Source organism: Pseudomonas putida group bacterium ESBL64 (assembly GCF_045277175.1).
Classification (GTDB): domain Bacteria; phylum Pseudomonadota; class Gammaproteobacteria; order Pseudomonadales; family Pseudomonadaceae; genus Aquipseudomonas; species Aquipseudomonas alloputida.
The window spans coordinates 4,770,001-4,783,442 of the sequence record NZ_CP145799.1; the positions used below are offsets into that span (position 1 = coordinate 4,770,001).

At 60.7% G+C, this 13,442-nt stretch carries 3 protein-coding genes, 2 tRNA genes and 3 rRNA genes (1 of these 8 running past the window's edge); all 8 read left to right on the forward strand.

What is annotated here, in order from left to right:
• Window positions 1–255, forward strand: a 16S ribosomal RNA gene (locus tag V6093_RS21640); it begins 1,282 nt to the left of the window's first position.
• Between the two features lie 77 nt (window positions 256–332).
• A tRNA-Ile gene (locus tag V6093_RS21645) sits at window positions 333–409 on the forward strand.
• 6 nt (window positions 410–415) lie between these two features.
• A tRNA-Ala gene (locus tag V6093_RS21650) sits at window positions 416–491 on the forward strand.
• Window positions 492–725: 234 nt separating this feature from the next.
• Window positions 726–3,618: ribosomal RNA gene (locus V6093_RS21655) — 23S ribosomal RNA — on the forward strand.
• A 130-nt stretch (window positions 3,619–3,748) separates the two neighbouring features.
• Window positions 3,749–3,864 (forward strand): 5S ribosomal RNA (rrf, locus tag V6093_RS21660).
• The 16S, 23S and 5S rRNA genes sit together here with 2 tRNA genes alongside, the layout of an rRNA operon.
• Before the next feature lie 325 nt (window positions 3,865–4,189).
• Window positions 4,190–7,672, forward strand: coding sequence for an exodeoxyribonuclease V subunit gamma (gene recC / locus V6093_RS21665; RefSeq protein ID WP_406669613.1), 3,483 nt, complete (start codon window positions 4,190–4,192; stop codon window positions 7,670–7,672).
• On the forward strand, window positions 7,669–11,343 hold the full coding sequence (recB, locus tag V6093_RS21670) for an exodeoxyribonuclease V subunit beta (protein WP_406669614.1): 3,675 nt from the start codon (window positions 7,669–7,671) through the stop codon (window positions 11,341–11,343). The genes recC and recB overlap by 4 nt, the downstream gene beginning before the upstream one ends.
• Window positions 11,340–13,415: an exodeoxyribonuclease V subunit alpha gene (gene recD / locus V6093_RS21675; RefSeq protein ID WP_144000383.1), complete on the forward strand. Its 2,076-nt coding sequence runs from the start codon at window positions 11,340–11,342 to the stop codon at window positions 13,413–13,415. Before recB ends, recD begins: the two co-directional genes overlap by 4 nt.
• Window positions 13,416–13,442 lie beyond the last annotated feature (27 nt).

The window sequence follows — 13,442 nt, forward strand, 5'->3', positions numbered from 1 at the left end:
AAACCGATCGTAGTCCGGATCGCAGTCTGCAACTCGACTGCGTGAAGTCGGAATCGCTAGTAATCGCGAATCAGAATGTCGCGGTGAATACGTTCCCGGGCCTTGTACACACCGCCCGTCACACCATGGGAGTGGGTTGCACCAGAAGTAGCTAGTCTAACCTTCGGGAGGACGGTTACCACGGTGTGATTCATGACTGGGGTGAAGTCGTAACAAGGTAGCCGTAGGGGAACCTGCGGCTGGATCACCTCCTTAATCGACGACATCAGCCTGCTGATGAGCTCCCACACGAATTGCTTGATTCATTGTCGAAGACGATCAAGACCCTATATAGGTCTGTAGCTCAGTTGGTTAGAGCGCACCCCTGATAAGGGTGAGGTCGGCAGTTCAAATCTGCCCAGACCTACCAATATGCGGGGCCATAGCTCAGCTGGGAGAGCGCCTGCCTTGCACGCAGGAGGTCAGCGGTTCGATCCCGCTTGGCTCCACCACTTGCTGTACCTTGATCAAACTCAGAAATGAGCATTCGCGTCGAATGTTGATTTCTGGCTTTTGTCAGATCGTTCTTTAAAAATTCGGATATGTGATAGATATAGACTGAACACCAGTTTCACTGCTGGTGGATCAGGCTAAGGTAAAATTTGTGAGTTCTGCTCGAAAGAGCAACGTACGAATTTTCGGCGAATGTCGTCTTCACAGTATAACCAGATTGCTTGGGGTTATATGGTCAAGTGAAGAAGCGCATACGGTGGATGCCTTGGCAGTCAGAGGCGATGAAAGACGTGGTAGCCTGCGATAAGCTTTGGGGAGTCGGCAAACAGACTGTGATCCAGAGATCTCTGAATGGGGGAACCCAGCCAGCATAAGCTGGTTATCTTGTACTGAATACATAGGTGCAAGAGGCGAACCAGGGGAACTGAAACATCTAAGTACCCTGAGGAAAAGAAATCAACCGAGATTCCCTTAGTAGTGGCGAGCGAACGGGGACCAGCCCTTAAGTTGGTTTGAGATTAGTGGAACGCTCTGGAAAGTGCGGCCATAGTGGGTGATAGCCCCGTACACGAAAATCTCTTATCAATGAAATCGAGTAGGACGGAGCACGAGAAACTTTGTCTGAATATGGGGGGACCATCCTCCAAGGCTAAATACTACTGACTGACCGATAGTGAACCAGTACCGTGAGGGAAAGGCGAAAAGAACCCCGGAGAGGGGAGTGAAATAGAACCTGAAACCGTATGCGTACAAGCAGTGGGAGCCTACTTTGTTAGGTGACTGCGTACCTTTTGTATAATGGGTCAGCGACTTATATTCAGTGGCGAGCTTAACCGAATAGGGGAGGCGTAGCGAAAGCGAGTCTTAATAGGGCGTTTAGTCGCTGGGTATAGACCCGAAACCGGGCGATCTATCCATGGGCAGGTTGAAGGTTAGGTAACACTGACTGGAGGACCGAACCGACTACCGTTGAAAAGTTAGCGGATGACCTGTGGATCGGAGTGAAAGGCTAATCAAGCTCGGAGATAGCTGGTTCTCCTCGAAAGCTATTTAGGTAGCGCCTCATGTATCACTGTAGGGGGTAGAGCACTGTTTCGGCTAGGGGGTCATCCCGACTTACCAAACCGATGCAAACTCCGAATACCTACAAGTGCCGAGCATGGGAGACACACGGCGGGTGCTAACGTCCGTCGTGAAAAGGGAAACAACCCAGACCGTCAGCTAAGGTCCCAAAGTCATGGTTAAGTGGGAAACGATGTGGGAAGGCTTAGACAGCTAGGAGGTTGGCTTAGAAGCAGCCACCCTTTAAAGAAAGCGTAATAGCTCACTAGTCGAGTCGGCCTGCGCGGAAGATGTAACGGGGCTCAAACCATGCACCGAAGCTACGGGTATCATCGTATGATGATGCGGTAGAGGAGCGTTCTGTAAGCCTGTGAAGGTGAGTTGAGAAGCTTGCTGGAGGTATCAGAAGTGCGAATGCTGACATGAGTAACGACAATGCGAGTGAAAAACTCGCACGCCGAAAGACCAAGGTTTCCTGCGCAACGTTAATCGACGCAGGGTTAGTCGGTCCCTAAGGCGAGGCTGAAAAGCGTAGTCGATGGAAAACAGGTTAATATTCCTGTACTTCCAGTTATTGCGATGGAGGGACGGAGAAGGTTAGGCCAGCCTGGCGTTGGTTGTCCAGGTTTAAGGTGGTAGGCTGAAATCTTAGGCAAATCCGGGATTTCAAGGCCGAGAGCTGATGACGAGTTGCCTTTAGGCGACGAAGTGGTTGATACCATGCTTCCAAGAAAAGCTCCTAAGCTTCAGATAACTGGGAACCGTACCCCAAACCGACACAGGTGGTTAGGTAGAGAATACCAAGGCGCTTGAGAGAACTCGGGTGAAGGAACTAGGCAAAATGGCACCGTAACTTCGGGAGAAGGTGCGCCGGCGAGGGTTAAGGACTTGCTCCGTAAGCCCATGCCGGTCGAAGATACCAGGCCGCTGCGACTGTTTATTAAAAACACAGCACTCTGCAAACACGAAAGTGGACGTATAGGGTGTGACGCCTGCCCGGTGCCGGAAGGTTAATTGATGGGGTTAGCGCAAGCGAAGCTCTTGATCGAAGCCCCGGTAAACGGCGGCCGTAACTATAACGGTCCTAAGGTAGCGAAATTCCTTGTCGGGTAAGTTCCGACCTGCACGAATGGCGTAACGATGGCGGCGCTGTCTCCACCCGAGACTCAGTGAAATTGAAATCGCTGTGAAGATGCAGTGTATCCGCGGCTAGACGGAAAGACCCCGTGAACCTTTACTATAGCTTTGCACTGGACTTTGAATTTGCTTGTGTAGGATAGGTGGGAGGCTTTGAAGTGGGGACGCCAGTTCTCATGGAGCCATCCTTGAAATACCACCCTGGCAACTTTGAGGTTCTAACTCAGGTCCGTTATCCGGATCGAGGACAGTGTATGGTGGGTAGTTTGACTGGGGCGGTCTCCTCCCAAAGAGTAACGGAGGAGTACGAAGGTGCGCTCAGACCGGTCGGAAATCGGTCGTAGAGTATAAAGGCAAAAGCGCGCTTGACTGCGAGACAAACACGTCGAGCAGGTACGAAAGTAGGTCTTAGTGATCCGGTGGTTCTGTATGGAAGGGCCATCGCTCAACGGATAAAAGGTACTCCGGGGATAACAGGCTGATACCGCCCAAGAGTTCATATCGACGGCGGTGTTTGGCACCTCGATGTCGGCTCATCACATCCTGGGGCTGAAGCCGGTCCCAAGGGTATGGCTGTTCGCCATTTAAAGTGGTACGCGAGCTGGGTTTAGAACGTCGTGAGACAGTTCGGTCCCTATCTGCCGTGGACGTTTGAGATTTGAGAGGGGCTGCTCCTAGTACGAGAGGACCGGAGTGGACGAACCTCTGGTGTTCCGGTTGTCACGCCAGTGGCATTGCCGGGTAGCTATGTTCGGAAGAGATAACCGCTGAAAGCATCTAAGCGGGAAACTTGCCTCAAGATGAGATCTCACTGGGATCTTGAATCCCCTAAAGGGCCGTCGAAGACTACGACGTTGATAGGTTGGGTGTGTAAGCGCTGTGAGGCGTTGAGCTAACCAATACTAATTGCCCGTGAGGCTTGACCATATAACACCCAAGCAATTTGCTACGCAGATTGTGGTGGTGAAGACGAAAGACCCGAAAATTCGTAAGACCACAAATATCGCATATCCGGATTCGCTGGGCTGTCCAACTGGACATTCTGGCAACAGAATTTCTTGACGACCATAGAGCATTGGAACCACCTGATCCCATCCCGAACTCAGTAGTGAAACGATGCATCGCCGATGGTAGTGTGGGGTTTCCCCATGTGAGAGTAGGTCATCGTCAAGATTCATTTCGCAAAACCCCTATCTGCGCATGCAGGTAGGGGTTTTGTCTCTGTGGGCAAAAAAACTGGACCTGCTCGAGAGCGGAGATGGCACCGGCTTCGCCGGTGTTCGCGGGTAAACCCGCTCCTACGGGGAAGGGGGCAACGCCAGGCAGGGGCGCACACTCTCCAGGCCACCAACGTCACCTCCCCTATGGATCGGGAGTGCCACGCTGCGGATGGCACCGCGTTGAAGTGCCCGCTCCCACAGCCTGATGGCATTCGGCCGTTTCATGTGCGCGTGATATCGTTCCCCTCTCAGCCATCAGCGCCTCCAGAGACCTTCCGATGCCCAACACCGCCCATCTCCACCCAGGCTTCATGATCGTCCACGGCAACCGCCTCGACGACCTGCGTAGCCTGGTAGTGAGCTGGATGCGTCGCTACCCGCTGGCGCCTCTGGAAAACGAAATTGCCCTGGTGCAAAGCAATGGCATCGCCCAATGGCTCAAGCTGGCCCTGGCTGAAGATCCGCTGGAAGATGACCAAGGCGGCTGCGGCATCGCCGCTGCCATCGATGTGCAACTGCCCGGTAGCTTTATGTGGCAGCTCTACCGCAGCGTGCTTGGCCGTAGCGAAATTCCCGAAGTGTCTCTGCTCGACAAGGCACCACTGACCTGGCGGCTGATGCGTCTGTTGCCAGCGCTCATCGAGCGTCCGCATTTCGAGCCACTGCGGCGCTTCCTCACCGACGACAGTGACTTGCGCAAGCGCTACCAGCTAGCCGAGCGCCTGGCCGACCTGTTCGACCAGTACCAGGTCTACCGTGCCGATTGGCTCAAGGACTGGGCCAGTGGCGAGCACGTCATCAACACGGCCCGCGGCGAGCGCAAAGTACTGCCGCCAGGCAACCGCTGGCAAGCCGAGTTGTGGCGAGCATTGCTCGAGGATGTTGGCGAGCAAGGCATGGCGCAGAGCCGCGCCGGAGTACACCAACGTTTCATCGAGCGCATCAACAGCCTGGAGCAGGCGCCTGCAGGGCTGCCACCGAGGGTGATCGTGTTCGGTATCTCTTCGCTGCCGGCCCAGGCCCTGGAAGCGCTGGCAGGCCTGTCGCGTTTCAGTCAGGTATTGCTGTGCGTACACAACCCATGCCGCCACCACTGGGCCGATATCGTCGCCGACAAGGACCTGTTGCGCCACCAGTACAAACGCCAGCAACGCAAGCAAGGCATGCCCCTGCAACTGGACGACCAGACGCTGCACCAGCATGCCCACCCGTTGCTGGCTGCCTGGGGTAAACAAGGCCGCGACTACATCAACCTGCTCGACAGCTATGATGACCCAGGCAGCTACCAGGGCGTGTTCAGCGACGGCCGTATCGACCTGTTCAGCGACGGTTCGCCCACCACGCTACTCAACGAACTGCAGGACGACATCCTGGAATTGCGCCCGCTCGCCGAGAGCCGCGAACGGTGGCCGCCAGTCGACACCACAAAAGACCGCTCGATCCGCTTCCATATCGCGCACAGCCCGCAACGTGAAGTGGAAATCCTCCACGACCAGCTGTTGGCCCGCTTCAGCGCCGACCCGACTTTGCGCCCGCGCGACGTAATCGTCATGCTGCCGGACATCGACACTTACGCGCCGCATATCCGCGCCGTCTTCGGCCAGTTGCAGCGCAACGACCCGCGCTACATCCCGTTCACCCTGACAGACCAGGGCCAGCGTGGTCGCGAACCTTTGCTGATCGCGCTTGAGCACCTGCTCAAACTGCCTGACAGCCGCTTCGCGGTCAGCGAAGTGCTCGACCTGCTGGACGTGCCGGCAGTCCGCGCCCGCTTCGGCATCCGCGAAAACGATCTGCCCACGCTGCACCGCTGGATCGAGGGCGCTGGCATTCGTTGGGGCCTTGACGCCGCGCAGCGGGCGAGCCTGGGCTTGCCCGCCGGGCTCGAACAGAACAGTTGGCGTTTCGGCTTGCGCCGCATGCTGTTGGGTTATGCCGTGGGGGTGGGTGAGGCCTGTGATGGTATTGAGCCCTACGATGAAATCGGTGGCCTGGACGCGGCACTGATCGGCCCGCTGGTCGCGTTGCTCGATGCGCTCGAAGTCGCCTGCCAGGCCTTGTCCGAGCCTGCCACCGTCAGCCAGTGGGGCGAGCGACTGCATGCCTTGCTGCACGTGTTCTTCCTCGCCGAGGACGAGGGTGATGAATTCCTGTTGATGCAGTTGCAGGATCTGCGTGATAGCTGGCTTGAGGTGTGCGAGACCGTCGGCCTGCACGACCCGCTACCGCTTACCGTGGTGCGTGAAGCCTGGCTGTCGGGCCTCGATCAGGGCAAGCTGTCACAACGTTTCCTCGCCGGCTCGGTCAACTTCTGCACACTCATGCCCATGCGCGCGATCCCGTTCAGGGTGGTTTGCCTGCTGGGCATGAATGATGGCGATTACCCGCGTGCGCAGCCACCGCTGGACTTCGACCTGATGGCCAGCGACTATCGCCCCGGCGACCGCTCACGCCGCGAAGACGACCGTTACCTGTTGCTTGAAGCGCTACTGTCAGCACGTGACCAACTGTATGTCAGCTGGGTCGGGCGCAGTATCCGCGACAATAGCGAACGCCCGGCCTCGGTGCTGATCGGCCAGTTGCGCGATCACATCGCTGCGGGCTGGCATTTGGCCGACGCGCAGCAGGGCCAGCTCGCGAAACCGGGCGAGCAACTGTTGCACGCACTGACCCAGGAGCACCCGCTGCAGCCGTTCAGCCCTCGGTACTTCCAGAAGGGCAGCCCATTGTTCAGCTATGCCCATGAATGGCAGGTGCTGCACCAGCAAGGTGAGGCAGACGAGCAGAGCGAGCCGGGCCTGCCGCCTTATCAGGACGCTGAAGCCCTGAGTCTGCACCAGTTGAATGACTTCTTGCGCCACCCGGTACGGCACTTCTTCAGCCAGCGCTTGAAGGTGTACTTTGAGGCGCTGGAAGCGCCGACCCCGGACGAAGAGCCCTTCGTCCTCGATACCCTGCAACGTTACGGCGCCAGTGAAAGCCTGCTTGGCGCCGCCTTGGCCGAACCGGACAACGCTGAACAGGCCTTGCGCGCCCAGGCCCGACGCCTGCAGGCCTGCGGTTTGCTGCCGCTAGCCGGTTTCGGCGAACTGCTGCAAAACGAATTGATCGAACCGCTGCCGGACCTGCTGCAACGTCACCAACAATTGCTGCAACGCTGGCCACAGCTGGTCGAGGGCGCTTTACCGGTGCATTTCGAGCACGGTCAGCACCGTCTGGAGGGCTGGCTGGGCCGGGTGTTCCAGGCGGAAGATCAGAGCCTTCTCAGTATCACCACAGTACCCAACACCATCAGTGCCGGGCGCAACAACCTGAAGTGGCACCGTCTTATCGCGCCCTGGGTTACGCACCTGGCGGCCTGTGCAGCGGGCTACCCCTATAACAGTGCATTGGTAGCCAGTGACCTGACCCTGTTGCTTGCACCGCTGCCGCAAGCGCTGTCCGCGCAACTGCTGGGCGACCTGTTGGTGGCCCGTCAGGCGGCAATGAATGCGCCGTTGCCAGTCGCGGCCAAGACCGCGTTCGCCTGGTTGGCCCAGGACGATGCCGATAAAGCCATGGCCGCAGCAGCTCGCGCCTACGAAGGCGACGAACGCACCAGTTTTGGCGAGCGAAGTGAAAGCATTGCGCTGGTTCGCCAGTTCCGAGATTTTGCAGCACTCACCGCTGACGAAACGTTTGAAGGCTGGTGCGAGACCTTGTACCGCCCGTTGTTCACCGCCCCTTGGCAGACCTTGGGCAACCCGGAGAAAGGCGCATGACCCAGGACCGTCCTCTGGCACTGAGTTTCCCCCTGCACGGTAGCCAGCTGATCGAAGCCAGCGCCGGCACGGGCAAGACCTTTACCATTTCGGCGCTGTACCTGCGCCTGATCCTCGGTCACGGTGGCGAACAGGGCTTCGAGCGCGAGCTGCTGCCACCGCAGATCCTCGTGGTGACCTTCACCGACGCCGCCACCAAAGAGCTGCGCGAGCGTATCCGCGCCCGCCTGGCTGAAGCCGCACGGTTCTTCCGTGGCGAACTGGAAGGGGCCGATCCGCTGTTGCACCAACTGCGTGACGATTACCCACAAGAGAACTGGCCGCGTTGCGCCGGCCGGTTGGAAATCGCCGTGCAGTGGATGGACGAGGCTGCGGTATCGACCATCCATGGCTGGTGCCAGCGCATGCTGCGCGAGCATGCCTTCGACAGCGGCAGCCTGTTCACCCAGACCCTGGAAACCGACCACAGCGAGTTGTTGGGCCAGGTCATGCGCGATTACTGGCGGCGCTTCTGCTATGGGATGCAAGGGGACGCACTGGCCTGGGTGCGCGGCAACTGGGGGAGCCCCGACGCTTTGCTGCCACGCATTCGCCCACTGTTCGGCCGTGTGCGCGCCCAGCAGGATGGGCCAGAGCCCGCTGCATTGATCCAGGCATCGCTGCAGCAACGTGGCGCACAGTTGGCCCGGATCAAGGCACCATGGGCACAGTGGGCCGAGGAACTGCGGCAAATCTGCCGCGAGGCGCTAGCCGCCAAGCAGGTCGACGGCCGCAAGATGCAAGCCCGTTACTTCGAGCCCTGGTTCGACAAGCTCTGCGCTTGGGCCAGCGATGAGCAACTGGTAGAGCTCGACTTGGGCACCGGTTTTACCCGGCTGACCCCGGCGGGCATGGCCGAGGCCTGGAAGGGAGAGCCTCCCGAGCACCCAGCCCTCAACGCCATGCAGCACTTGCAGCAACAACTGCAGGCCCTGGATAGCCCGGATGCCCCTCTGCTCGAGCACGCGGCCAGTTGGGTATCGGCACGTTTTGAAGTGGAGAAGCGCCGGCGTGCAGAAATGGGCTTCGACGACATGCTCGTGCGCTTGCAGCACGCACTCGCCAGCGAGGCCGGCGAGCGCCTGGCCAGCCTGATCCGTGAACAGTTCCCGGTTGTGCTGATCGACGAATTCCAGGACACCGACCCGGTTCAGTACGGCATTTTCGAGCGCATCTACCAGATCAGTGAAAACCGCGCCGAAACCGGTCTGTTCATGATCGGGGACCCCAAACAGGCGATCTACGCCTTCCGCGGTGCCGACATCTACACCTACCTTGCGGCGCGGCGCGCCACCAGCGGCCGTCTGCACAGCCTGGACACCAACTACCGCTCCAGCAAAGCCATGGTGGCGGCGGTCAACCAGGTGTTCCTGCAGGCCGAGGGGCGTGAAGCGGGGCGGGGTGCATTCCTGTTCCGCGAGGCCGATGACAACCCGCTGCCATTCATCGAGGTGCGCGCCAAGGGGCGTGGCGAACAGCTGCTGATTGACGGTGAAGTCAGTGCAGCCCTGCAATGCTGGCAGCTGGAAAGTGAAGAGCCAGTCTCCAGCAGCGTTTACCGCCAGCAACTGGCCGCCAGTTGCGCCAGCCATATTGTGGCCTTGCTCAATGGCGGCCAGCAGGGCACGGCGGGCTTCCAGAATGCCGAAGGCGAATTGCGCGCCTGTCTGCCCTCGGACATCGCCATCCTGGTGCGCGATGGCCATGAGGCGCAGATGGTCCGCGCCGAACTGGCCGCACGCGAGGTGCGCAGTGTCTACCTGTCCGACAAGGACTCGGTGTTTGCCGCCCAGGAAGCCCACGACCTGCTGGCCTGGCTGAAGGCCTGCGCCGAGCCTGACTCGGAGCGCCTGCTCAAGGCTGCTCTGGCCAGCCTTACACTGGGCCTGTCGCTGGCTGCGCTGGACCGGCTTAACCAGGACGAGCGGGTCTGGGAGAGCTGGGTGATGCGCTTTCGCCTTTACCGCGACACCTGGCAGCGCCAAGGGGTGTTGCCGATGTTGCGCCACCTGCTGCATGACTTCCAGCTACCGCGCACGCTGATCCGCCGCAGTGATGGCGAGCGGGTGCTGACCAACCTGCTGCATCTGGCCGAGCTGCTGCAGCAGGCCGCTGGCGAGCTGGACGGCGAACAGGCGCTTATCCGCCACCTGGCCGAGCACCTGGCCAGTTCCGGTCAGGCCGGTGAAGAGCAGATCCTGCGCCTGGAGAGCGACGAACAGTTGGTCAAGGTGGTGACCATCCACAAGTCCAAGGGCCTGGAATATCCCTTGGTCTACCTGCCATTCATCTGCACCAGCAAACCGGTGGATGGTAGCCGTCTACCGCTGGCCTGGCATGACAGCGAAGGTAACGCCCACCTCACCCTCACACCTGACCAGGAGCAGATCGAGCGCGCTGACGACGAGCGCCTGGCCGAAGACCTGCGCCTGCTCTACGTGGCCCTGACCCGCGCCCAGCATGCTTGCTGGCTGGGTGTCGCCGACCTCAAGCGCGGTAATCTGAAGAGCTCGCAGCTGCACCGCTCGGCGTTTGGCTACCTGCTGGGGGGCGGCCTTGCCTTGGCTGGCTCGGCGCAGCTGACGGACTGGTTGCAGGCTTTGGCGGCAAGTTGCCCGCACATCACTTGCCCGGGCCTGCCGCAGGCGGATGAGCAGATGTATCGCATGCCACACGCCGAACGTGAGCTGCTGCCAGCACGCAGGCCACGCCATGCGGCTGCCGAGCACTGGTGGATCGCTTCGTACAGTGCCCTTCGTGTCGGCGATCAGACCCTCGGCGCCGACAGCTCGCAGGCCCAGCAACTGCTGGATGACGAGGTGCCCGATGCCCAGGTGTTGCGCGAGGTCCCGGCCGACAGCGGCGATATCCATCGCTTCCCACGGGGGCCTAACCCCGGCACCTTCCTCCATGGTTTGCTGGAGTGGGCAGGCCGTGAGGGCTTCAGCGAGGTCAGCGGTAACCCTCAACTGATCGAGCGTACCGTTGGCCAGCGCTGCAACCGCCGTGACTGGGCCGGCTGGATCCCCACCCTGAGCCACTGGATGCAACGTTTGCTGAGCGAGGCGTTGCCGCTGCCGGGCAGCGACCAGAGCGTAACGCTGGGCCAACTGCGTCATTACCAGATCGAAATGGAATTCTGGTTCGCCAGCCACCGGGTCGACGCAGAACAACTCGATCGCCTGGTGGCACGCCACACCCACCCCGGTCTGGCGCGCCCAGCTGCGCAGCCGACCGTGCTAAACGGCATGTTCAAAGGGTTCATCGACCTGGCGTTCGAGCTGGACGGGCGTTACTACGTGACCGACTACAAGTCCAACTGGCTGGGTGCGGACATCCAGGCCTACGATGCCATGGCCATGGAAAAGGCGATTCTTGAGCACCGCTACGACCTGCAGTATGTGCTGTACCTGCTGGCCCTGCACCGCCAGTTGCGCGCGCGGCTGGCGGACTACGATTATGACCGCCATGTTGGCGGCGCCCTGTTCATCTTCCTGCGCGGTGCCAGCAGCAGCGGCCACGGCGTGTACCACGCCAAGCCACCGCGTGAGCTGATCGAAAGCCTCGATGCACTGTTCCGTGGCGAGCACGCGCCGGTACAGCAGGACCTGTTTGCCGGAGTTGCGCCATGAGCCGAAGCCTTGTCGACCTGTTGCCCACCCCGTTGCACGCAGAGCACCTGCTGGCGCTGGCACCGCAGCACAACAGCGCTGACCTGCTGCAATTACTCGACCGTTGGGTTGAGCGGGGCTGGCTACGTGCCCTGGACCGCGCATTCGTGTCGTTCCTGGAAGAGCGTGCCCCCGGCAGTGATCCCTTGCTATTGCTGGCAGCGGCGCTGGCCAGCCACCAACTGGGGCACGGACATGTCTGCCTCGACCTGCAACAAACCTTGGCCGAGCCTGATTTCGCCCTGTCGTTGCCGCCGGAAGGTGACGCCCTTATCGGCCCTTTGCTACTGCCATCGCAACTGCTGGCCAACCTTGACTTGAATGCCTGGCTTCAGCGCATCAGCGCCAGCCCGCTGGTGGCCGCAGGTGATACGCCTGGCCAGCAAGCGCGGCCACTGGTACGCAGTGGCGAGCGCCTTTACCTGCGCCGTTACTGGCGTTACGAACGGCGCATCGACCATGCCCTGCGCCAGCGCCTGAGTCAGGCCGAAGCACCGCCTGCGGATCTGCCAGAGCGCCTGGCGCAACTGTTCGAGGGCGGCGCGCCAGCTGGCCAGTTGGACTGGCAGAAGCTCGCCTGTGCCTTGGCCACCCGTGCCGGTTTCAGCATCATCACGGGTGGCCCCGGCACCGGCAAGACGACCACCGTGGTGCGCCTGCTGGCGTTGCTGCAGGCGCCGGCAGTGGAGCAGGGCAGGCCACTGCGCATCCGCCTGGCTGCACCGACCGGCAAGGCCGCTGCGCGCCTGACCGAATCCATTGGCCAGCAAGTCGAGCGCCTGCAAGTCAGCGCCGAAGTACGCGGGCAAATCCCTACTGAAGTCAGCACCGTGCATCGCCTGCTCGGCAGCCGCCCAGGCTCGCGGCACTTCCGCCATCATGCTGGCAACCCGTTGCCGTTGGATGTGCTGGTGGTCGACGAAGCGTCGATGATCGACCTGGAAATGATGGCCAACCTGCTCGATGCCTTGCCGCCGCGGGCGCGTCTGGTGCTGCTGGGCGACAAGGACCAGTTGGCCTCGGTCGAGGCCGGCGCGGTACTGGGTGACCTGTGCCGGGATGCTGAGGAGGGCTTTTACTCGCCGGCGACTGCAGCGTGGCTTCAGCAGGTCAGTGGCGAGTCGCTGGCCGGCAGTGGCCTCAAGGCCGGCGATGAGCAGCGCCACCCGTTGGCTCAGCAAGTGGTGATGCTGCGGTTTTCACGGCGTTTCGGTGAAGGCAGCGGTATTGGCCAGTTGGCCAGACTGGTCAATCGTCAGGATGCTCACGCGGCGCGCAACCTGCTGGCCGCGCCGCCTGCTGACGTGCACAGCCTGTCGCTCAAGCACGAGCAGGATCGTGCTTTCGACCGCCTGTTACTGGACGGTCTGAACCGCGGTACCGATGGACCGCAAGGCTACCGCAGCTACCTGCGCACCCTTGGGCGTTACCGGCCAGCACTTGATACCGCCTTTGACGACCCCGCCTGGGAGCAATGGGCGGGCAAGGTGTTGCGCAGTTTCGAGGATTTCCAGTTGCTGTGCGCGGTGCGCCGGGGCGCCTGGGGGGTCGAAGGCCTGAATGAACGGGTGGCGCGGGTGCTGCACAATGCCGGTCTGATCGACAGCCAGCAGCCCTGGTACGAAGGGCGCCCGGTGCTGGTGACCCGCAACGACTACGGCCTGGGCCTGATGAACGGTGACATCGGTATAGCCCTGCGCCTGCCGGATGAGCAGGGCCAGCCGCTGCTGCGTGTGGCCTTCCCGCGCAACGACGGCAGTGGTGGTGTGCGGTTCGTTCTGCCGAGCCGGCTCAACGAAGTGGAAACGGTATTCGCCATGACCGTGCACAAGTCCCAGGGCTCGGAGTTCAGCCACACTGCCCTGGTGCTGCCGGATGCGCTCAACCCGGTGCTGACCAAGGAACTGGTGTACACCGGCATCACTCGGGCCAAGCACTGCTTCAGCCTGGTCGAGCCACGCCAAGGCATTTTCGAAGAAGCGGTGGCGCGCAAAGTACGGCGTATTTCCGGGTTGATGCTCGAGCAGGTCTAGGGCCATGACACCCATTACACGTGGCTG